Below are 22,450 nucleotides of genomic sequence, written 5' to 3' on the forward strand. Positions count from 1 at the left end.
ATTCCAATGACTTGTATTATGAGTGGTGGTTCTGGTTATGTGGGCTCACATCTTATCGATCATTTAGTATCAGAAGCTGCATATGATTCTATTATCATTTTAGATTTTGTAGAACCTGCCAGAGATTATTCAAATGCATCAACAAAAGTTGAATTCATAGAAAGCGACGTCCGTAACGCCATAGATCCAGAACCATTTAAAGAATTGGGATGTGGCGTAGATACGGTTATTTATAACTTGGCGGCTATTTGCCGTATCCCGGGCTTTCCTAATATCGATTATTTTAGAACAAATATTCGTGGCGCAGAAACGGTTTGTCAACTGGCCGAAGAGCTGAGGTGTAAAAAGATGGTCTTCACCAGTTCAGTATCTCCCTATGGCAAATCAGAAGAACTAAAGACCGAAGAATCGGTACCGCAACCCGAAGATCCGTATGGTAGTTCAAAACTGGTAGCCGAACATATCCACAAGGGTTGGCAGGAAAAAGATCCTGAAAATAGGATGCTTTCTATACTGCGTCCGGGGATTATTTTTGGGAAAGGGGAACAGGCCAATTTTACTCGTTTATACGAATCTCAAAAAAAAGGATTTTTTGTATATCCCGGTCGTAAAGATACGAAAAAAGCATGTGTATATGTAAAGGATGTGGCTCGTGCTTGTTATTATTTTAGTAAAAAAGAAGCAGGACTGCATCTGTACAATCTGGTCTATGAAGAAGCACCTACCATTCAGGAGATTTGTGAAACAGTAGCAGAAGAAACGGATGCCAGAAAACCGCTGCTATTGATCCCTGCTCCAATACTGGTTTTTGTTGCTTATTGTATCATGGTATTAGGGAAAATAATTGGCAAAGACTTTACGGGTATACATCCGGATAGAGTTAAAAAGGTGATGCTTTCTACAAATGTTTCAGGGGAAAAACTAGCTAGGAGCAATTTTAACCTAGCCTATTCATTAGAAGATGGAGTTATAGACTGGTATGATGACTGCAATAGTGAAGGATTAAAGTAACTCGCTCGATATATTAAAAAAAATTAATATATTAACCGAGATTAATTTCAATCGTTATTATTTCTCCCTATATTCTAACCTCAAATTAAATCAAGATAGAATCTATAGATGAAACCGTTACTAACCAAAATTGGTGTTATGGGAAAAAATGCACAGGCAGAAGTGCTGGATGAGGCACTTACTGTTCGAGACAGTATTATCTACGAGAAAGAGACCACAACTTATCAAGAGCAGACGTATACCACAACAGATCGCATCAACTTTGAGCGATTGCAACAGAAAGAATACACCGGCAAGCGGGCTATCGATCTGGTATTATCGTTTATTGGTTGTGTGATATTTGCTTTGGTCTATCCCTTATTTGCACTGGGTATCAAGCTCTCTTCCAAAGGTCCGGTTATATTTAAGCAACAACGCACCGGTCAGAATGGAGAAGAGTTTACCTGCTTTAAGTTTCGTACTATGCACCAACTTAACTTGCGTCGTATTGACGGTAAGCCGGTGGTAACAGAAGAGGGAGATAAGCGCATCTTCTGGTTTGGAAGTATGCTGCGTAAGACCAACCTGGATGAGCTGCCCCAAATTATTAATGTCTTAAAGGGAGATATGAGTCTTATTGGTCCCCGTCCGTACCCGGTGGATGAATGTAAGCACTGGAATAACACCTTTGATGATTTTTACTGCCGTTACGCGGTTAAACCGGGAATCTCTGGGTATGCCCAGGTTGAAGGATTTCGCGGTGGTACGCTGGATGAGGAGCATATGCGTAATAGGCTTGATAAAGATCTGGTGTATGTTGAGAAACAGTCGCTTTGGCTTGATATGGTGATTATTGGGCATACGGTGTTGCAAATGTTGAAACTGGAGACGAATGCGCATTGAGAAAGGCTGAGTATTAAGTAGAAAGTGTTAAGTTTTGTATTAGGCATTTTCGTGAGGCACGCTCTACGAAGCTTTATACGTAGTAGAGAGGTGCCTCTTTTTTTGTGATGAGGTGACTCAGTGTCTAAGGGACAGAGTGACAAAGTTGCAGAGTAACAGAGTTGCAAAGTCTCAAAGTGATTGGTTTGGGAAGTGTTCAATGTTGAATGAAATTCTAAATTCTTATTTCGAACGGAACATAGTGAAGTAAAAAATCTGTGTGTTTTGACGGGCGACAAAGGACTGATAACAGGGAGAGCGGTGATTCGATCCCTGTGGAATCTTCCGAGGATCGCATGATCACTACGTGGTATTCCACGGGTTTGGATCCAAAAGGGCACGAAAAGATCAAGGGCCTACTTCGCCGAAGTATCGGAACTAAGTAGTTTGTGATTAGTTATTGCCCATCGGAAATAAAGTGTCACTATCAAATCCTTTAGTGGTTCAAAAAAAAGGGGGTTTGGGGCGAATCGCGGGAAAATCGAACAAAAAAGCAGTAAATGATCTAAAGCAATTGGCGTTCTAAGAACTATAAAAAGAACAAAATCTACGATTCCCCCGGTGAGCTTTTTGGTACTTTTTTGCTCATTCAAATAAGTAAGTCCACTCTTAGCTTACAAAATAAGGACACCATTCTGCATCAAGCCCCAATTATGCGGAATCTTTTCAAAAGATATTATTAAACATTTTTTTAGTCAGGAAAAAACGTACCAAAAAAGTGACCAGCTGGAAATTCTGGAACTGCTTCGACCTTTGGGTGGGATAACTCTGATGATTCTTTGGGCATAGAATCTATTTTAAAGAATAGTATCGATATAGAATTATCCTGTTCACCCTTTGGCCACCACACAGAATTCGCTATTCCGGAAGGATTGATCAGCAAAGCGGGCATCGAGTAATTCCGGTCCTATGAGGGAAAGAGGCGGGGTGGGTTTGATTCAGTGGTGATTAGGTGATTAAGGGAGTAAGTTGCTGAGTGACAAGGTTACAAAGAAGCTGAGTGACGGAGGTCGACTGACTGATGACTGTGAATCAAGTTTGTCATTTCTGCCGGAGGGGGGCTGGAGTGGAGAAATCTTTGTTTTGTTGGAATGTCGACGGATGACGGTTTGAAATGTTAAATGTTGAATTTAGAATGATGAATCAGAAATTTCTTGCTCGGATTGTTCGGTCAAGTTGAAGGGCTGTCTAATCACCGAATCACATAATTATCTAATCACTCAGTCACTTAATTACCCGATAACCTAATCACCTAAAAAGAGGTGTATCTTTAGGCGGATATTTCTTACTTTTTGACTCATTTATTTCGGGATTATCAAATGTCAATAAACGAACAGATGGTCATTAAGAAACAGCTACAGCGTACAGCAACCGTATTATTTGTATTTTTATTTATTGTTATTGCCGGTGCAGCCGCACAAGATATTGGGTCTATTGATTTTGAAAACCTCAGATCCAGTGATCTTTCGGACCAACAGGTGCAGCGGCTGTGGGAACGCGCCCAAAGTCAGGGATATACCCTCTCACAGGTGGAACAGATGGCCATGGCCCGGGGCATGTCGCCGTCAGAGGTGAGTAAACTGGTGCGCAGGGTGCGAAATTTGCGCATGCAGAATGGTGGGCAGCAGGGGCAGCGTCAGGCCAATCAGCTACGGTCGGTAACGACTGATACCACCTTTCAGATGCGACCGGATAGCCTCCGCAAAGATACCCTGCGAAACAGAATATTTGGATCTGATCTCTTTCGCAGAGATAAAGTAACGTTCACGCCCTCATTAAATGTCCCCACGCCTGAAAATTACCAGTTGGGACCCGGAGACCAGCTTATTATTGATATCTGGGGGGCGGCTGAGCAGACCTATGAACTGACGGTATCCCCGGAGGGCACCATAACCATTGCGAATTTAGGGCCTATTTATGTAAATGGGTTATCAATTGAAAAGGCCCGGGATCGCATAAAAAGTTCCTTGTCGAAAATATACTCCGGATTAAAAGCGGCCGATGATAAACCGACGGATACGCAGGCCCGTATATCACTGGGAAATGTCCGCAGTATCAATGTGACGGTACTGGGTGAGAGTCGTTTTCCCGGAACCTATACACTGCCGTCCCTTGCTACGGTATTTAATGCACTGTACTCGGCAGGCGGACCTGATTCTACAGGTACGTTTAGGGAGATTGAAGTCATTCGCGGCGATACTATAGCGGCCACCCTTGATATTTACGATTTCCTGGTGTATGGGAACCAGAAAGATAATATCAGGTTGCGCGATCAGGATATCATCAAGATTGATCCCTATATATCACGGGTAGAACTAAACGGCAAGACAAAGCGTACGGGTATTTTTGAGCTTCAGAAAGGGGAGACCATTCAGGATCTGATTACCTATGCCGGTGGATTTGCGTCTAATGCCTATACCAAGCGGCTGAAAATTATTGGGAATACCGGCTCCCAGAAACGAATCGATGATATTAATTATCCGCAGCAAAGTGATTTTGAGCTGCAGGATGGGGACAGTGTCTATGTGGAAAAGGTGTTAGACCGCTTTGCCAACAGGGTGGAGATACAGGGGGCAGTGTTCAGAGAAGGAGATTACGAGCTCAAAGATTCTACGACGGTATATTCACTGATTCAGCGGGCCGAAGGGATTCGGGAAGATGCCTTTATGAATCGCGGTCTTATCTACCGAGAGCAGGATGATCTTTCTACGGAGGTTGTTTCTTTTAACGTCAGAGAGTTGCTGAATAATCCCGAAGAAAATGATATAAAGTTGGAGCGAAACGATATTGTACGCATTTCGTCCATTTTTGATCTTCGCGAAGATTATACCATATCGGTTGTGGGGGCTGTTCAGGAACCGGGGACTTTTCCCTTTGTGGAAAATATGACGCTCGAAGATGTTATTCTACAAGCTGATGGATTTAAGGAGTCGGCGGCCCCATACCGCATTGAGGTATCACGAAGAATCGACAGCGGTGATTCGATGTATGTGGCCAGGGAGATCGCAGAAATTCATCGGTTCAGGGTGAATGAAAATCTGCAGCTCGATGATAAAACAGCTGATTTTACGATTAAACCGTTTGACAAGATATTTGTACGTAATGCGCCCAATTACTATGAGCAGCGGCAGGTTACCATTAAGGGTGAAGTGTTATTCCCCGGCAAGTATACCCTGGACGAACAGGATATGCGCATTTCTGATCTGATTCAGAGAGCCGGCGGGTTGACCCAATATGCGTATGCCCCCGGTGGAAATCTTACCCGGGATATTGAACAGAAAGTAGATACTACTTTCCTGAATATACCCGATACGCTTGAACAGGGAGCGAGACTGCAGCAACAAAGGACAAAGGTGGGGATAGAGCTCGATAAAATAATTCAAAATCCAGGCTCAAAAGAAGATCTTATCCTGCGGGAAGGAGATGTGCTTGAGATTCCCAAGGAATTGCAAACGGTACAGATTGCCGGAGAAGTGCTTTATCCGGTCAGTGTCCGATATGAGGATAATTTGTCGCTCAAAGATTACTTGAGGGCCGCAGGCGGAGCCTCAGATCGCGGAAAGCCCAAGGATGCCTATATTGTGTATGCCAATGGAGAGGTAGACCGTGCCAGCAAGTTCCTGTTCTTCCGTAATTATCCGGATGTCCGCCCCGGGGCCACTATCTATGTACCCCGTAAAGAGCAGAAGCGCGATCTTACTACGCAGGAACGCATTGGTATTCTGTCCGCAATAGTATCGATGGCTGCCATTGTAAGTAATACGATTTTCCAGATTCGTCGCAACTAACAATGATTGTACGATTGAGTGGTTAGGATTAAACTAACTGACGTACAGAGCTGAAAAGTTATAGAGTTGCGAAGTGTTGAAGGTTTAATGTTGAAGTTAAATCTGTTGCTGGTTTTGTTTGTAATCAGCAGAACAGTACTTCAATGCCGGGAAATTTTGGGTATGTAGCAATAACGCACAGAGAGCATTGAATATAAATATTGATCTAACAGAGATTAGGTAGCGCAGCCGCTTATCCAATATTGCATCACGATTTGTTGATAAAAATATTTTAAAATCCCACGAGTGTTAAATAATTTAGTTGCTTATTAAAAAATCGGTACCTTTGCATTGAGGATTTTCTAAACAGATTTCATTTCATTAATAGTATAAATGGCTTCGAACAACGACAATTTTCCCGGATCTGATAACACCTCCAATAATGGTTCCTATCGGGGAGAGCCCCAAGGGCTAAGTTCTCCCGGAAATAAAGGTCGGGATCCGGATGAGATAGATCTTAAGCGGTTATTTTTTACGCTTTGGAATCACAAGTGGATTATTGTATCAACGGTTGCGCTATTTACCATTTTGGCGGGGATTGTCGCCTATACCTCAACACCTATCTATCAAAGTGAGGCTTCGTTGCTTATTAGCCAGCAGCAAAACCGATACTCCTATGCCGGTAGTGACTTGGCAAATTTGCTGACCAGCACATACGGCATTGGAACGGGAAGCACTATCTCCAATGAGCTTCAGGTATTGCGATCGCGAAAGCTTTCGTTAGAAATGGCGGACAGCCTGATGAAGCGAAGACTCATGGACAATGGGAAACAGTATCCGGCCCTTTTTAAAAGTTATCCCAAGGATTCATCGCTGGCTGCTCGAGATACGGTTGCTCTTCGAATCAGAAATAACATATCTTTTTCCCAGGTTGATCGGGAAGCCGATATGGTTTCGATAACGTATGAAAGTCCGGCTCCCCGGGAAGCAGCCGATATTGTAAATCTTTCAATTGAGGTATATACCAATCTTTCAACCCGACAAAACCGCCGTTCTGCGAATTCTGCGGTGGACTTTTTGGAAAATGAACGTCAGCGAATAGAGCAACGGCTGAATACCGTTGAGGATCGTCTGCGTACCTTTATGAATGAGAAGCAGCTGGTAAAGGTGGATGCCCAGACTGAGGAATTGATCACCCGTATGGCTGAACTGGAATCACGCAAACAGGAAGCTAAAGTTAAATTGGTAGCTGTTGAATCGGGAATTAGTCAGTATGAAGATCGGCTCAATAATATTAAACCCGGTCTGGCCGAGCAGTATTCCGATGCCGTAGGTCCCAATATGATGAGGTTGCAGTATCAGCTGGCAGAGCTTGAGATTGAAAAAATGCAGCTGATCGCCAATAATCCCGGTATTAAAGATAAGCCAAATCCACCAACGGAACTGAAAGAGATTAATGATAAAATTGATGTTTATAAGACTCGCATAAAAGAGTTGACCTCTGACTTGGTGCAACAGGGAGATCAGTACCTTGGATTCCTGGGTGGATCGGACGGCAATATTTCTCAGGCCGTAACCGAGCTGAATAAAAAGCTGATTGAATTGAAGGTGGAGCGCGAGCAGTATTCGGCCCAGATGGATGTTATTAATGAGCAGTTATCTGAGCAACGCACCTTTTTTGATAATCTGCCTGATAACATGATTGAGCTGGCTCGGCTTAAGCGGGATGTCAAGATAAATGAGGAGCTGTATCTTACGGTATCGCAACAATATGCAGAAATGTCGCTCTGGAAGCAGACGCAATTTGGGCTGGGGCGGCCATTGGATGACGGCTATATTCCTGAAACGCCGGTAAAACCCAATAAAAAGCTGTATCTGTTGGTAGGCTTTATACTGGGCGGAATTTTAAGTGTGGGTTATATCTTTGTGCGTCAGGCTTTTAATACCCGCATTGATGGGGTGGAAAAATTGAAGGAGTTTGGATATCCACTGCTGGCGGTAATTCCTGATATGAATGATTTTGTGCAGGATGAACATGACGGGGAAGAATTTACTACAGTGAATGGGATGGAAATTGCTACTACCACGGTATCCATGCTGGATTCGGTGTCGCCGATTTCGGAATCATTCCGACGCTTGCAGAGTAACATTGTCTACTCCAACCCGGATCATGAAATAAATTCGTTGATGATTACCAGTGCCACCAAGGGTGATGGCAAGACAACCACGGTATCCAATCTGGGTACGGTATTTGCGGAGGCCGGTTACAATACGGTTATTGTGGATACTGATCTGCGTAGACCAAACCTCCTGAAACAGTTTGGAAGCCGGCAGGCACCCGGTATTGTTGAGGTGTTGTTTGATGGAGTTGCTCTGGATGAGGCCTTGCAGCCCACACCTTTGTCCAATCTTTCGGTATTGACGGCCGGGAATCGTCCTCCCAATCCATCGTCCATTGTTCAGAGCAAATCCTTTTTGAAAACCATAAAAGATCTCGAAGAAAATTTTGATATTGTTCTGATCGATACGCCGCCATACGGTATCATCACGGATGCATCTGCACTGATACAGCAGACCGATGGAGTGGTCGTTGTTGCTCGTTTTAACGATACCGTAGAGGCAGAACTCTCCCATCTATTCAACAACTTACAGCGGGTAGAAGCGAATGTTGTGGGCACGGTCTTAACAGCATTCGAGTATAATAAATCAACCGACTATTACTACAACTCCTATTACTACCGAGAGATATACAAGGATTACGCCTCATACCATTCTGAAGAGTAGCCAGCATTTCTTATTTGTTAACGGCGTTTATTTTCTGTAAAACTGGTATTGTGGAGCTGAAATAGCTCATAGAGACGCTAATTTAGGTCTTTTACAGAAATATCACCCAAAATGTTGAGTATTAAATCCATATGTAGTACTCTTGTTATTGAAAACTATTAAAGTCAAGAGACTGTGTCGGATTCCCAACCCAAGGTTACGGTAATTATTCCGCATTACAATATGCATTCCTCTCTGCCGGAGGCGGTAAAGAGCGTAGCCGACCAGAATTACAGTAATATCGAGCTAATTGTTGTGGATGATGGATCGCGTGCCGGGATATATCGATCGCAAATATCCGGCTTGGGACTGATGTTAAAACTGCTGGAGATTGAGCATAACAAGGGAAAGCCCACCGCGGTTAATCGTGGATTTGAGGCGGCAAGCGGAGCATATTTCACCATCTTGGATGCCGATGACCAGCTGTCCCCCGGTAGCATATCGAAACGTATCTCAGCTTTGCAAGCCGATCAGGCCGATCTTTGCATTGGGAGTTTTGAGGTTTGTTATCAGGGAATCGTTCAGTCTGTACGTTCTATTCAGGGATATGCCGAACGAAATGGGCAATATCTTAAGCGTCATCTGTTATCGACCATCATTTCACCCATTCATCAAAATGCGATGCTGTTTTCAAAAAGTTTGCTGCAGCGAACAGGACCGATGAACCCACGAATGATACGCGGACAGGATAAAGATTTTGCTATTCGATTAATCCAAAAAAGCAACACGATAGCTTATGTTAAGGAGCCTGTATATCGTTATTACCGATACGATCGTCCACTCAAAAAACGAATTAAAAATCGCTTAATCGGGATGAGATACAAGCTGGAAGTCATTTATCGTTACGCTGACAGTTGGCGAAAAGGGATTTATTTGTTGTGGGGTACTGCTGTTGAGTGGGCAAAATTTATGCATGATCTGTTTGGCATTTATAAGAAATAGCATCTTTTTATGAATAAGCAGCTAAATTCATATCGTATAGAAAGCAACCCCGGAATTTAATATATTCCTCAAAAAGTAATTAAGACGGCTTATATGCAATGGTATAAATCTAAAGTGGGAATTTTTTTACTCAAAGTAGCCGGAATATACCTGCTCTGGTATTTCATCTATGAACTTTGGCTGTTGCCGAATGGCACGCTGGACCAATGGGTGACCACCAATATTGTATCAGTTTCGGCCGGAATATTAGAAATACTGGGCTACGATTTTTATGCCACCGGTCGGTTGATCGGCATCGGAGAGTCTGCCGGTATCTACTTGGTTAATGGCTGCAGCGGGATATCAGCCATCGGCTTGTTCGTTGGATTTGTGGTCGCCTATCCCAGCGCGTGGATCCCGCGCATTGCGTTTATCTTTATCGGTATCGGCGTTATTTATCTTGTAAATATTATGCGCATCATCGTACTCACTATTACCCAGGTACAGGCTCCGGAAATGTTTGCCGTAACGCACGATTATTCGACCACCGCCATTTTTTATCTTGTCATTTTTGTGCTCTGGATGGTGTGGGCTAATTTTGGGGATGATACTCGCGCTGTCGGTTCCTCCCGCGAAACAGCCTAAATACTATGGCCAGCCTAAAGAACTTTATACCGACAAAAACCTTTCGTTTTTATTGCATCAGGATGTTGTTATTGGCGGGGATACTTGTTTTCTATCTGTTCCTTTGGCGGCCTGCGCGTATTATTATAACAGAACAGTTGGTATTTCCGCAGGTTGCGTCACTGGAGACCTCAGAATCCACCTTTCAATCGTCCTTAAAAGGAGGAGCTATAGAAGTTACTTATTTCCACAGCAGAGATTCAAAAGAATTGCACTACCGGCCGCAGTTTGGCTTTTTTCTGTTGGTTGCTCTGGTACCGCTGATATTTATGACCGCTCATCCCAAACCCTATTGGCTGTTGGGAGGTATTCATCTTGCGGGCTCTGTTTTTGCTTATCTCGGTCTGATGATTGGAGTCTTGGGATTGCAATGGGGCTTTATGCTTGTTGATGTTATAAATGGATACCTTGTCCCGGGACTTTCACTGGCGATGGTTCCTTTGGCAATGAATGGGATGATTTTTAAAAAGGAGAGGGATTAATTTAGTGTTTTCAGCAAGATCCTTAGATTATTGATCTTCTATTATTTTCAAAGATCAAAATGTACGGCTGTGGATAACAAAATAGTTCTGAAGAATCTTTATCTGGAAGGGCTTGAGCAATGTGCTCCGCACTATGCAATACAAGAATCACTTTACATTAGGGATGGAAAAATTAAAATAACGGATACCCATTATCCTATCGACGGTCGACCGATTTACCTGTTTGCAGTTGGCAAAGCGGCTGTTCCCATGTATGAGAGAGCCAGTGAGATATTGGGCGATCATATCACAAAAAGTTTAGTGATAACAAACGATCCGGAAGCAGCTGTTTCTTGCAAGGCTGATGAAGTGATGGTCGGGAATCATCCACTGCCCGATGAACGAAGTGTAGAAGCGGGGAACAGGACGGTGAAATTTATGAAAAATATCCCGTCTGATGCTATGCTCATCACCCTGATTTCAGGGGGGACTTCCTCTTTGCTTGCCGCCCCTGCCGGAGGTGTTTCGGTAGATGAACTAGCTGGATTGTATAATTCGCTTAATAATTCAGGAGCTACTATTCACGAAATCAATACCGTTCGAAAGCACTGTTCAAAAGTTAAAGGGGGGCAACTGCTTCGTTACTTAAATCCGGAGGTTACGCTTATCGATCTTGTGATTTCTGATGTGCCGGATGACGAGTTATCTATGGTTGGCAGCGGTCCTACTATACCCGATTGGTCCTCGTACGAGGATGCCTATCACGTGCTATTGGAATATGATCTTTGGCAGACAATCCCAAAATCAATTCGCACACATATTGAAAAGGGAATCAGGGGAGAGGTAGAGAAAACGGTAACGCCTGGGGAATCAACTGTTAAGACACATCAATCGGAAGTTATTAGCTCGGCACGTAAACTTGCTGGAAAGGTAGGGGAGCTGGCATCACAACAAGGAATGAACGTGACCGTAGCCGATCAGCCGTTTAACAAAGATGTTGAAGGGGTGGCCACCTCCATTGCCGATATCGTTTTATCCGTTGCGGACGAGGGGGAATTGGGGAGCGCCCACCCGGTTTTATTCATTTTCTGGGGCGAGAGTACCGTAAAGGTGACGGGGAATGGAAAGGGAGGACGTAATCAGGAGTTGGCGTTGAGGGGCGCATGTAAAATAGCTGGTTACCCCAATATAACTTGGCTAAGTGCGGGCACTGACGGTATTGACGGTCCCACCGATGCGGCGGGGGCAGTCATAGACGGATCAACGATGGCAAAAGCCAAAGAAAAGAATTTGGATCCAAACTCCTATTTGTCGGATAATGATTCCTATCATTTTCATGAGCAAATGGGCACACTGTTAAAAACAGGGCCCACCGGGAATAACTTGATGGATGTGGCGATGGTTCTGTGTAGAAACAAAGTTGCAAGGTGACAGAGTAACAAAGTAAATGTTATATTAAACTTTGTTACTTTGAAACTTTGCGTCTCTGTCACTTAACCCAAACACAATTTGGTTTATTTTCATCAGTTAATTATTCTCATTCTGATTTATCCATACTGGAAACCAAACAGGTAGTTATGATCTGGCAAGACAGCATTTTTTTATGGCTATTACTTATCATTCCGTTGCTTATTGGAGCAAACTGGTGGTACAACAGGAAGCTGGATAAGAAACGGAAAAACTACTTTGGAGCTGAACTTTTTGAAAGGTTACGCAGCGGTTTTTGGCCGAGGGGTAAACGGATCCGTATGGGCAGCCTTTATCTTGGACTTGCCCTGCTTACTATTGCCGCAGCGGGCCCGAAAATTGGCACGGAGGTTCGCGAAGTTAAACGCCAGGGTGTTGACCTCTTGATTGGCTTGGATTTGTCGGACAGTATGAATACTGAGGATGTGAAACCCAGCCGCTTGGAGAAAGCGAAATATGAGGTATCGCGACTGGTTAATCGCCTCAACGGTGATCGTGTTGGGCTGGTTGTATTTACCGGAGAGGCTTATCTACAGGCTCCTATGACGTTGGACTATTCGGCTCTGCGCATGTTTTTAAATATTGCTGAGACCGATCAAATGCCATCGTCATCGACGAACTTTAGTGCGGCTATGGAAACTGCATCCGAAGCATTTAAGTCAACGGATGAGGATGGACAAAATGTACAGGCGGCCAAGGTATTTCTGATTATTTCTGATGGTGAAAATCACGGGGAAAGTTATGATGAGGAACTGAACCAGCTCTTGGAGCAAAATGTATCTGTTTATACCTTGGGGATAGGAACAGAATCGGGAGGCAATATTCCCCTGTATGATGAAGATGGGTCCCTAATGGGGTATAAAAGAGATCAGCAGGGAAAGGTTATTACCAGTACACTTCAGTCCAGCGTGTTGCGTTCGATTGCGGATCAGGCTAACGGAGAATTTTATGAGATCCGCAGTGGCAATTCTGGCATTGACAGTTTTCTGGGCCGGCTGGATGAGCTGCAACAGGGGGAGTTTTCCAGCCAGGAGTATGCCGATTTTAAAAATCAATATCAGTGGCTGGCTGCAGCAGGATTATTGTTTGTTTTTATAGGCATGGTATTTCCGGAATTCAAGATAAATGGTAGTGGCAGAGTTTCAGAGTGACTTAGAATGAAAGTTGCAAAGTAACAAAGAAATAAAGTATCAGAGGTAATAACTAAACTTTTAATCTTATCAGGAGGGAATATGAGTACATTCAGAGATTTAAAGATCTGGCAGAAAGCGATGAATTTAGTTACAGAAGTTTATAGGCAAACGGCTTATTTCCCTGATTCAGAAAAGTATGGATTGGTTTCGCAAGTAAGAAGATCTGCTGTTTCGATACCTTCAAATATAGCTGAAGGATATGGGCGAAATTCAAATGGAGAGTTTCAGAGATATCTGAATATTTCAATGGGATCTTTGTTTGAGCTTCAGACTCAAATAGAAATTGCCCAAAACCTGGATTATTTTGAGAATGATTAAGGAGCAAAAATGTATGATATGAGCCGAGAAATTGAACGAATGATGAGTAGTTTTTTAAGAAGTCTAAATAATTAAAAAAAGCAGTGGCAGCACTTTGTCTCTTTGTAGCTCTGTCACGTTATAACTCCAAAATATGATAAAACTCTTTATTACCGACCTTGATGGCTGTATCTCTGTACCTTTTGAATCTCCGGACTGGGAGCTGCTTTCCCAGATCCGTCGGCTTAATGAACAGAGCATTCATGATATGGCGGTGCCATCGTTATCTATCTGTTCGGGTCGGCCTTTTCCGTATGTCGAAGCCGTAACGCAATGGCTGGGTATCGACAGCCACGTGGTATTTGAAAGTGCAGGCGTGTACAAACTTGACACGAACGAAATTCAACTGCACCCCGCATTTGACAAAGAAGCCGAGCAGCAGGTGCGAGAACTAAAGGACTGGCTTAGGGAAGAGATTGTCCCGCAGCATCAGGGAATCATCGTTGAATTTACCAAGAAAATGGATGCCGGTATTATTCATCTCGATAGCAAAGTGATTCAGGAACTCTATCCACAGGTAGCAGAATACGTTGAAGAACATTATCCCAAGTTCGAAGTTCACGATACGGAAGTATCCATTAATATAATTCTGGCTGAAAACAACAAACGGACCGGTATACAGCAGCTTTGTGACATCATGGATATTGATCCGAGCGAAGTGGCCTATATTGGTGACAGCAGCGGTGATATTCCGGGATTGCAGCTGGTGGGAAAAGCGTTTGCCCCACAGAATGCAGCCGAAGCAGTAAAGAGAGAAGCTGAAGTACTTGATAGTGAGGTCACCGAAGCGGTCTTGGAAGCATATCGACAGGTTATCCGGGAAAACAGGAGAAAGCTTGCTGCGGCAGGGTGAGCTGGTTATTAAGGATTCAGCGATTAGGAAATTAGGTAGCTAGGTAACAAAGTTGCAGAGTGAAGAAAATTCACTTGTCATTTCGAATGAAACATAGTGGAATGAGAAATCTGTGTATTGTATAAATGAAAACAAGGATCTCTCACTAAAATTCGAGATGACAGTTTTTTTTAAAGAGGGAGGATAAGCTATCTAGTTCTCATACTTTTTCAAAAGCTCAAAATACTGCTCAATTAAACGCTGATAGTCATCCGAAAACGAAGTGTAATCGGGATCATTTATCATCTTTCGGACCTGCTTCTGCAGTTCTTCGAGGGTGATATCCGGGGATGCACGTTGTTCCTGTTCGTCTGCAGTAGTAGCTTCTCGTCGCTCTTCTTTACCGCGTTCTTGTACCGCCTTTTCGGCATTAAGCATACGCGAAAGGATATTTTGCTGACGCTGCATCAGCTGTTGGTCCAGCTGTCCACCGCGCAGATCATTAATCGCATCTTCCATCTGCTCCGACATCCGTTCCAGTTCACTCAGCACTCGGTCGCCCGATTCGAGCTCTCCACGCCGTTGTAATTCCCGGAGTTGTTTTCGGATTTTATTTTGCTGCTTCGAAAGCTGGTTGAGCCGCTCCATCTGGTCCTGCGACAGGCGATTTCCCTGAATGTCATTTATCATTTCCTGAATCTGCTTGTTGAGCTGCTGTTGTTCGCCCGACATCTTCTTCATCTCTTCCATAAGTTGTTGCATGCTCATGGCTGCACCCGAACCGCCGCCTTGCTGGTTGTTCAGCTGATCTAAAAGGGAAGTGATCATCGTAGCCAGCTCATTGATGCCGCCCAGTGATTGACGCTGCACATGGGTGGCATTAGAGCCGTCACGCTCTGCCAACAGTTCGACCGACCGTGAAAGATAATTTTCGACTTCGGTTTTCTTTTTGTTAATGCGATTGGAAAAGCTTGGAATCTCCGAAGATACCTTAAATAGAGAGTCCGAAAGCATAGTAAACTGACTGGAAATGTTTCGTTCTTTTCTGGCCTTTTCAACGAAAGCGCTGGATTGCGGCGGGATATTTTGGGTTTCTTTGGTTAATTCTTCCTGATTCACAGAAAGGTTGACAAGCGAATGTAAAATGTATTCCAGTGCGGCCATATTAATCCGACGCCGTTGCTTGTTGAGCTGCTGTTTGGCGCTGCGCATTTCTTGGGCCTGCTGTTGCAGCTGTTGCTGAATATTCTGTTGCTGTTTTTGAATGTCGGAGTCTTTTTGAGAGGATGATTGCTCTTTCAGCTTTTGGATATTTTCTTGCAGTTCTCTTTGAATATCTTTTAGTCGCTCACTGCTTTTTTTCTGCAGCTCTTCAACCTGGGATTTGGCTTTGTCAGGCGCGGTGTCGTCCATATTATCTAGTTGCTCCTGGACACCTGACACATCCTCTCGGATTGACTCCTGCTGTTGTACCTCTTCCTGTGATATCTCGTTAGATTCGCTGATCTCTTTTTCCTGCTCGGCCAACTCCTCCAGTGATTGAGCTGCCTTTTCCAGATCACTATTTAACTTGAGAGATTTAAACAGATTGAGGGTGCGATCAATACGTTGGCGGTACTGCTCTTCATTAAATTCATAATTTTCAAGTGCTTTTCGCATTTCATCAGGATTCATTTCCCCGAGTGAATTCCGAAGTTCTTCCAATGCCTTTTTAAGCTCCGGATCATTAATTTGCTTCATCAGCTTCTGGAGCTCATCATAGGCTTCCAACGTCTCCGGTGACATAGCCTGGTTTTGCTGAATCTCTTTTCTGATCTCCTCAAACTTTTGATTTAACTCATCAACCTTTTTGTCAATTTCCTGGCGCTCCTTTTCAACTTTTTCGAGCTGCTTTTTTTGTTCCCAGTCTGTTTTGGGATTTCGCTGAAGCCGTTGTTTGAACTGCTCGTATTGCTTTTCCATTTGCTCAAACGACTGGGAGACATCCTCCAGCGATTCGCTTATTTCACGTTCCTTGGAATCCAGCTCATCCATAAACTCTGTAGTAGATGGGAAGGTTACCATCATTTTTTGGGAACGCCCTTTTTTTCGTCCGTTGTATTGATCATTGTCATAGACTTCGATCCAATAGGTGATTTGGTCGCGGGCCTTGGGATTTAAATCGGGAAGATTCCACTGATACGATTCCTGTTCGTTGATGGCAGGTGTTGGCAATTCCAGAGATCCTTTTTCCGGTTTTGGAGTGAAGGCCCGTTGTAGCTCATAGTGCAGTTGGGCTTTGGTCAGTCCAAAATCATCTCCGGCCTCAAATTTTACTATTATAGGTTCGGCCGTTTTCATTGTTATGTTTTTGGATGGGGCAGTTAATTCAACATAAGGAGACTGATCTTTTCGGGGATCAACGATAAATCTGAAGTTATTTTCATTGGTTAGGCCGGCTTCATCCCGCATCCTAAAAGAAAGGGTATCCACCGCTCCAACCTTTGTTTTAATTGTAAAGAGATTTTTTTGGGTAGAGTCTCTGTTGACAGAAAGGGTATCCTTTAGGTTTGAGCTAATATATATCAGTTCCGATAGCTTCTTGTTTGCAAGCCCCTCAATTTCTATGGTAGAACCCTGATAGGCCTGGATTTTGGAAAAGGGGTAGCTGTACGAGGTAGAATCGAGTTGTGTATAATCGGGCGGAATAACATTTAAAGTCAATTTTTCAAATCTGGGACGAAGCTGCACATTAATGTCGAATTTTTTGCTCTCAAATCCATCCATAATGACATAGTAACGGCCGTCGGTGGTGAGCGAGATGGGGGCAAAAGAAGCTTTGTTTTGCTTCAGCGTTTCCGGACTTCGCTGCCGATAATTCTCCTCAATATTCGTTTTGAAAGCCAATAAAATGTCTTCCGGTACTTCATCTTGAAAACGAATGGAGGGCAAAAATGAATTTCCTTGTTCGAGCGTTAAGGACCCCGGTTCAATTACGAAATTATAGGGGTTGGGTGGAGAAAAGGATTGCTGCGGGCTGGCCAGTCGTTTTATGGCAGAGGGGTAGAAAACTGCAAACTGGGAAAGTAGAACAAATCCCCCAACCGAAGCAATGACGCTTCGTTTAAAAAGCTGATGCAGGGAATGATTCCGGGTGAACTGTCGGAGTTTTTTCTTTAAAGATTCGAAATCAAGCTTTGAAAGATTTTGCTCAATCGCCGCTTTGTGCAGAGAGTTTTCCTCTTGATGCTTATAGTGCAAATCCAAAGCATCAGCAAGTTCGGGCGTCTTTTCCTTTCGACTGAATTGGTAATAAATCGCTTTGAATGAAGGTAGTTCAAACCTTTTGTACAAATACCCAGAGGTAATTACTGCTGTTATCAGCAGTAATGATAATGTTGTAATTTTTATGGTTGATGACAGATAATACACGGCCTCGAACATTCCGATGATTGTAAATCCCACAAACAGAATGGCTACAAAGATGGCACCAAGAGCGATATAAAAATTTCTGGAAAGGGACCGATGTCGTTGCTGAATAATATCAACAAACGGGCGGATTGATTTATCTGTGGATTGTTCTTTGCTCATCACCGTTGGCTAAATCGCAGTGGAGTGGAATCGGTTTTACAGTAACGTTTAAATAAACGAAAATATTGGATACTCCAATATCCTATCTGTTAAAAATGAGTGACCAAATGTGATCCCAAATTTTAGAGAAGGATAAATTTGGGATCAGCCGGTAAGATCACCAAGTGTTAATTTCTCGTCGACTGCATATTTCCCCTTTTCCTTTTTAACGGTAACCATTTCTTGATCAGCATCGTGCTCTAAAAATAAGTGCCAATTATCCTCAACTGCCTGATCCAAATAACGCTGTTTTTCATCAAGTGTGGTTACAGGATACATGTCATAGCCCATTACCCAGGGCAGGGGCAAATGTACGTGGGTAGGGATTAAATCAGCAGCAAAAACGACAGTATGCTGTCCTCCGGTTATCTTTGGCAGTTGCTGTCCGATTGTATGTCCGTTAACCGGCAGAGCTTCCAATCCATCTTCATAGGTGTGGTGTTCATCTACTAAATTCAGTTTATCCCAGTTTTTTATGGGATTAATGTTATCGGGCAGAAAGCTGGCCTTCTCACGAGCGTTGGGATCCGTTGCGGTTTCAAGCTGTTTCTTAGTTACATGATAGGTAGCATTAGGGAAGGTGTGTTGGATATCTCCATTGTCATCATAGTAGGTGGTACCTCCGCAATGGTCAAAATGGAGGTGGGAAAAGATGATATCTGTAATATCTTCGGGGTTAAATCCATATTCGTTGAGCGAGCTCAGCAAATCGGAGTGCTCATAATCCAGCTGATAGATCTGCTCAAACTTATCATCAAACTTGGTTCCCGATCCGTTATCCACCAGGTAAAGCTTGTTCGTATTTTGAGACTCAATAAGCAGGCACCGCATCGCCATGTGGATACGGTTTTTTTCATCCACATCAATATATCGGGACCATAAGGTTTTTGGGACTACCCCAAACATTGCTCCGCCGTCGAGACGAAATCTGCCGGCTTCGATGCTGTATAAATTAAAGGGTCCAATGGATGTGTGCGACTTCTTCATTGATAAGTAATGTGATTGGATGGTTGTCGGATTAACATCAAATACAAAACGGCGAAAAGCTAAAGTTTTTCAAGAAGCTGATTAAGAAAAAGGCGAATTTCTTTTAGATCCTTTTTAACGCTGACTGGAATTTCTTCCCTTTCTTCCTCTCCATCATTCTTGAGTACCTGCTGGGCGCCCTCAGTGCTGTATTTTTTCTCCTGAATCAGCTCCTTCAGTTTTAAAATTGTCTCAATATCATTTTCTTTGTAGACGCGGTTGCCGGCTTTATTTTTTTTGGGATTTAATTCGTCAAAAACCGTTTCCCAATAGCGCAACACATGCGCCTCAACATCGGTAATATCGCTGACTTCACCTATAGAGTAATAAAGTTTTTTCATAAGAGGACTAAAAGCGTATCTTTATTGCTAATTATACATGATCTGGTGCATTATTTCTAACTCTTTGGTACAAAATATTTAAAAAACATTGCCTGAAAAAGATTTAAACAAATCCGACATAGAACTAAGCGTTATCGTTCCCCTGCTCGATGAGGCTGAGTCGATTGGTGAGTTGTCCCAAAAGGTGCATGAAGCATTATCCGGAAAGCATAATTATGAACTTATTTTTGTGGATGATGGGTCGACCGATCAATCCTGGCAGGAGATCAAGAAGGTAACAGAAGAAAAGAAGCATGTTGTGGGAATCCGGCTGCAGCGCAATTATGGTAAGAGTTCGGCCCTGCAGGCTGGTTTTGAAAATGCTGTCGGTAAATATATTGCAACGATGGATGCTGATTTACAGGACGATCCCAATGAGATTCCCTTAATGCTGCAACAGCTTAAAGAACAGGATTTGCATCTTGTGAGCGGATGGAAAAAAGAGCGTCATGATCCCATCTCGAAAACCGTGCCGTCACGCTTTTTTAACAAGGTAACATCATTGGTAACCGGTATTACGCTTAACGATTTCAATTGTGGACTAAAAGTTTATCGCGCAGATGTTATTGAAGATATTTATCTGTATGGGGAATTACATCGATACATCCCGTTTTTAGCCAAACTTGAGGGATACGATCGCATTGGAGAAAAAGTGGTCAAGCATCATCCTCGAAAATATGGGGAAACGAAATTCGGTATCTCTCGATTCATGCATGGTTTTTTAGATCTATTGACCCTGTTATTTGTCAACCGGTATCTGCAGCGGCCCATGCACTTTTTTGGTACACTTGGATTTCTCTTCTTGATTTTAGGCGGAGCCATTAATACCTATTTATCGATTGATAAAATATTTTATGGAGAGCCTATCGGTGATCGTCCGCTATTGCTGTTGGGCGTGATGTTGATGGTACTGGGGGCTCAGATTTTTTCTATTGGTTTTTTGGGAGAATTGATTCAAAAGCGAAACGAAAAGCAGCAGAAACCCAATATCAGGGAGAAAGTGTAGCAGCTTTAAGATATGGGATCGGTATACTGTAAACAGAATTTAGTAATTGCCAGTAAAAGTTTTTGTTAATGAGTCGTATTGCCTATGATCCGGTTAAGGACCGGTTTGCACAGATTATTCGCCGCTTTCGATTTTTGCGGACGCTTTTCTATAAAATATTAGATCTGTTTTTCTTAAGAAGCTGGTACATCCGAAAAATACTGCGCAAGTATGGTTCCGATCTGGATGCTCAAAAGGATTGGAAACTCTTGGATGCCGGCTCGGGATTTGGTCAGTATGATCGGTTTATTTTGCAGGAATTTGATAATGTGAATGTACATGCCGTTGATGTAAAAAAAGAGTACCTGGAAGATTCACGTCGTTATTTTGAGCGCGACATTGAAGCTGGGCGAATCACTTTTAATCGGGAAGACCTGCTTGGGATTGAATACGAAGGTGTGTTCGATTTTGTAATCTGTGTGGATGTGCTGGAACATATCGAGGAGGATGAAAAGGTTATGCAAAATATCTGTCGTTCCCTGCAGACTAATGGATATTTTCTAATGCACTCTCCCTCAATCTATTCAGAAGAAGACGCTGATGGAGATGAAAGTTTTGTGGATGAGCATGCTCGTCCGGGGTATTCAAAAAGTGATATCAGAGAAAAATTAGAGAAATCAGGTTTTACAGTTTTGGATGTGGCCTATACCTACGGGACCAAGGGCCACTTCGCTTGGGAGCTTATAATTAAATATCCCATGCTTTGGCTTAACAAAATTAAGCTGTGGGCATTGCCCATCATGGCCGTCTACTACATTCCAATATTGCCATTGAGTTTGCTGCTAATGGCGTTGGATATCCGTGATGATAACGAACGCGGTGCTGGAATCTATGCATTGGCGCAAAAGTAATAAGTCGGGAAAGCAGCTCTTTAGCTGCTTTCGTTTTCAGAGTCTTCCAGGATTGTTTCGGATGTTGAACTTTGATCACCAATCATTACCAAGAGAGGTACGTTAGAATAAAAAGACATCTCTTTGGATAAGTTGCGATTTGTCAGCTTTTCCCAGAACGATTTTTTATACCGAACCATAACTAATAATGAATTCGGACGATCTGCTAAGAACTGGCTGATCGTTGGGAAGAAATCCAGCTCATACTTGTGGTGAAAAGAGATATTATCATAATTGATGTGTTCATCTACGAGATCTCGGAATCCACGGAATTTTATCTCTGATTCCATATTTTTTTTATCGCTTACATGTAATACCTCAACAGATGAGTTGAACAGTTTGGCAAAGTCGATAGAGTTAGACAAAGCTGTCAAATCTCCTTTCTTGTAATCGCTGGTAAAAATTAGGTTTTTAAAATTATCGAGGCTGCTACCGGTAGGAACTGCAAGCACGGGTACCGGCGATTTTTGAATAACACTGGAGGCAACGCTTCCCAAAATAGCATTCCGATCACCGGTTACCCCTTTGGTTCCCATTACAATAAGATCTATGGCATGGTCCTTTGCCTGATTGAGTAGCGCCGTTACGGTCTGCCCATCCTGTACGACCGTAGAAATATCCAAATTATCGTATCGATCGCCTTCAAGGCTATTTAAGAGATTATCAAAATTACTGGAGCTCTCGTCAATAACTTGATCACGTGTTTTTTCAAAATCAGGGGCAATATCCATTGTCTCCTGGGTAGCATGGAATAGCGTTAGCTTGGAATCTGTTTGAAGTGCAATTTCTGCAGCAAATGGCAAAGCTCTCTCAGCATTCTTTGAGAAATCTGTGGGAAAGAAGATATGATTAATTGAAAAAGCCATAGCGATATTTTTTAAGTAATTTTCAGTCTTCTTAAATACAAGACCAAAAAGTTTTTGATGATGTAACACTCTGTCTTACAGACTTATAATAAATTTAAGCAATTGCTCGATAACAGCTAAATAATATTTGCAGGATTATTTTTAAAAATAAAGGGTGTAAGGTAAAACCTTATATAAACTTGGGAATCTCAACTACT

Annotated in this window: 17 protein-coding genes; 13 read left to right on the forward strand and 4 right to left on the reverse strand. The window is 42.9% G+C overall.

The window, feature by feature from the left end:
* Positions 1–6: 6 nt before the first annotated feature.
* The 11 genes from ACT3IB_RS12185 (at position 7) to ACT3IB_RS12235 (ending at position 14,458) form a co-directional block, all read left to right on the forward strand.
* Entirely contained in the window at positions 7–1,011 is a 1,005-nt protein-coding gene (locus ACT3IB_RS12185; protein ID WP_491539296.1) for an NAD-dependent epimerase/dehydratase family protein, read from the forward strand.
* A 108-nt stretch (positions 1,012–1,119) separates the two neighbouring features.
* Complete coding sequence (locus tag ACT3IB_RS12190) at positions 1,120–1,893, forward strand: sugar transferase (RefSeq protein WP_491539297.1); 774 nt, start codon at positions 1,120–1,122, stop codon at positions 1,891–1,893.
* Positions 1,894–3,251: 1,358 nt separating this feature from the next.
* Positions 3,252–5,720: an SLBB domain-containing protein gene (locus tag ACT3IB_RS12195; protein ID WP_491539298.1), complete on the forward strand. Its 2,469-nt coding sequence runs from the start codon at positions 3,252–3,254 to the stop codon at positions 5,718–5,720.
* Between the two features lie 372 nt (positions 5,721–6,092).
* Positions 6,093–8,483, forward strand: a complete 2,391-nt coding sequence (locus ACT3IB_RS12200; RefSeq protein ID WP_491539299.1) for a GumC family protein — start codon at positions 6,093–6,095, stop codon at positions 8,481–8,483.
* 174 nt (positions 8,484–8,657) lie between these two features.
* Entirely contained in the window at positions 8,658–9,464 is an 807-nt protein-coding gene (locus ACT3IB_RS12205) for a glycosyltransferase family 2 protein (protein ID WP_491539300.1), read from the forward strand.
* Between the two features lie 93 nt (positions 9,465–9,557).
* Positions 9,558–10,088 carry an exosortase X gene (gene xrtX / locus ACT3IB_RS12210; protein ID WP_491539301.1) on the forward strand — a complete coding sequence of 177 codons (531 nt, stop codon included), beginning with the start codon at positions 9,558–9,560 and terminating at the stop codon, positions 10,086–10,088.
* A gap of 5 nt (positions 10,089–10,093) precedes the next feature.
* A complete protein-coding gene (locus tag ACT3IB_RS12215; RefSeq protein ID WP_491539302.1) occupies positions 10,094–10,609 on the forward strand; it encodes a hypothetical protein in 516 nt (171 codons plus the stop codon).
* 69 nt (positions 10,610–10,678) lie between these two features.
* Positions 10,679–12,019, forward strand: coding sequence for a glycerate kinase type-2 family protein (locus ACT3IB_RS12220; protein WP_491539303.1), 1,341 nt, complete (start codon positions 10,679–10,681; stop codon positions 12,017–12,019).
* A 146-nt stretch (positions 12,020–12,165) separates the two neighbouring features.
* A complete protein-coding gene (locus tag ACT3IB_RS12225; protein WP_491539304.1) occupies positions 12,166–13,206 on the forward strand; it encodes a VWA domain-containing protein in 1,041 nt (346 codons plus the stop codon).
* A gap of 81 nt (positions 13,207–13,287) precedes the next feature.
* On the forward strand, positions 13,288–13,566 hold the full coding sequence (locus tag ACT3IB_RS12230; RefSeq protein ID WP_491539305.1) for a four helix bundle protein: 279 nt from the start codon (positions 13,288–13,290) through the stop codon (positions 13,564–13,566).
* A 133-nt stretch (positions 13,567–13,699) separates the two neighbouring features.
* Positions 13,700–14,458, forward strand: a complete 759-nt coding sequence (locus tag ACT3IB_RS12235) for an HAD hydrolase family protein (protein WP_491539306.1) — start codon at positions 13,700–13,702, stop codon at positions 14,456–14,458.
* A gap of 192 nt (positions 14,459–14,650) precedes the next feature.
* Here the strand turns inward: ACT3IB_RS12235 and ACT3IB_RS12240 are convergent, their stop codons facing one another.
* The 3 genes from ACT3IB_RS12240 to ACT3IB_RS12250 all read right to left on the reverse strand — a co-directional run bounded on the left by ACT3IB_RS12240 (position 14,651) and on the right by ACT3IB_RS12250 (position 19,413).
* Entirely contained in the window at positions 14,651–18,007 is a 3,357-nt protein-coding gene (locus ACT3IB_RS12240) for a coiled-coil domain-containing protein (RefSeq protein ID WP_491539307.1), read from the reverse strand.
* A 144-nt stretch (positions 18,008–18,151) separates the two neighbouring features.
* The gene (locus ACT3IB_RS12245; RefSeq protein ID WP_491539308.1) at positions 18,152–19,033 is read right to left on the reverse strand and encodes an MBL fold metallo-hydrolase; all 882 of its coding nucleotides are present in this window, start codon (positions 19,031–19,033) and stop codon (positions 18,152–18,154) included.
* A 59-nt stretch (positions 19,034–19,092) separates the two neighbouring features.
* Positions 19,093–19,413, reverse strand: a complete 321-nt coding sequence (locus ACT3IB_RS12250; protein WP_491539309.1) for a MerR family transcriptional regulator — start codon at positions 19,411–19,413, stop codon at positions 19,093–19,095.
* Between the two features lie 88 nt (positions 19,414–19,501).
* Between ACT3IB_RS12250 and ACT3IB_RS12255 the strand changes: the two genes are divergently transcribed.
* Complete coding sequence (locus ACT3IB_RS12255; protein WP_491539310.1) at positions 19,502–20,458, forward strand: glycosyltransferase family 2 protein; 957 nt, start codon at positions 19,502–19,504, stop codon at positions 20,456–20,458.
* Positions 20,459–20,526: 68 nt separating this feature from the next.
* A complete protein-coding gene (locus ACT3IB_RS12260; protein ID WP_491539311.1) occupies positions 20,527–21,348 on the forward strand; it encodes a class I SAM-dependent methyltransferase in 822 nt (273 codons plus the stop codon).
* 20 nt (positions 21,349–21,368) lie between these two features.
* On the opposite strand, the gene ACT3IB_RS12265 is transcribed toward ACT3IB_RS12260, so the two are convergent.
* Entirely contained in the window at positions 21,369–22,253 is an 885-nt protein-coding gene (locus ACT3IB_RS12265) for a universal stress protein (RefSeq protein ID WP_491539312.1), read from the reverse strand.
* Positions 22,254–22,450 lie beyond the last annotated feature (197 nt).

Source organism: Fodinibius sp. GM21 (assembly GCF_058386955.1).

What these genes read in the sequence shown, in the direction of transcription:
- ACT3IB_RS12185 (WP_491539296.1), top strand. Translation starts at nt 7, where the DNA reads ATGACTTGTATTATGAGTGGTGGTTCTGGTTATGTGGGCTCACATCTT.
- ACT3IB_RS12190 (WP_491539297.1), top strand. Translation starts at nt 1,120, where the DNA reads ATGAAACCGTTACTAACCAAAATTGGTGTTATGGGAAAAAATGCACAG.
- ACT3IB_RS12195 (WP_491539298.1), top strand. Translation starts at nt 3,252, where the DNA reads ATGTCAATAAACGAACAGATGGTCATTAAGAAACAGCTACAGCGTACA.
- ACT3IB_RS12200 (WP_491539299.1), top strand. Translation starts at nt 6,093, where the DNA reads ATGGCTTCGAACAACGACAATTTTCCCGGATCTGATAACACCTCCAAT.
- xrtX (WP_491539301.1), top strand. Translation starts at nt 9,558, where the DNA reads ATGCAATGGTATAAATCTAAAGTGGGAATTTTTTTACTCAAAGTAGCC.
- ACT3IB_RS12215 (WP_491539302.1), top strand. Translation starts at nt 10,094, where the DNA reads ATGGCCAGCCTAAAGAACTTTATACCGACAAAAACCTTTCGTTTTTAT.
- ACT3IB_RS12225 (WP_491539304.1), top strand. Translation starts at nt 12,166, where the DNA reads ATGATCTGGCAAGACAGCATTTTTTTATGGCTATTACTTATCATTCCG.
- ACT3IB_RS12230 (WP_491539305.1), top strand. Translation starts at nt 13,288, where the DNA reads ATGAGTACATTCAGAGATTTAAAGATCTGGCAGAAAGCGATGAATTTA.
- ACT3IB_RS12235 (WP_491539306.1), top strand. Translation starts at nt 13,700, where the DNA reads ATGATAAAACTCTTTATTACCGACCTTGATGGCTGTATCTCTGTACCT.
- ACT3IB_RS12240 (WP_491539307.1), bottom strand. Translation starts at nt 18,007, where the DNA reads ATGAGCAAAGAACAATCCACAGATAAATCAATCCGCCCGTTTGTTGAT.
- ACT3IB_RS12245 (WP_491539308.1), bottom strand. Translation starts at nt 19,033, where the DNA reads ATGAAGAAGTCGCACACATCCATTGGACCCTTTAATTTATACAGCATC.
- ACT3IB_RS12250 (WP_491539309.1), bottom strand. Translation starts at nt 19,413, where the DNA reads ATGAAAAAACTTTATTACTCTATAGGTGAAGTCAGCGATATTACCGAT.
- ACT3IB_RS12260 (WP_491539311.1), top strand. Translation starts at nt 20,527, where the DNA reads ATGAGTCGTATTGCCTATGATCCGGTTAAGGACCGGTTTGCACAGATT.
- ACT3IB_RS12265 (WP_491539312.1), bottom strand. Translation starts at nt 22,253, where the DNA reads ATGGCTTTTTCAATTAATCATATCTTCTTTCCCACAGATTTCTCAAAG.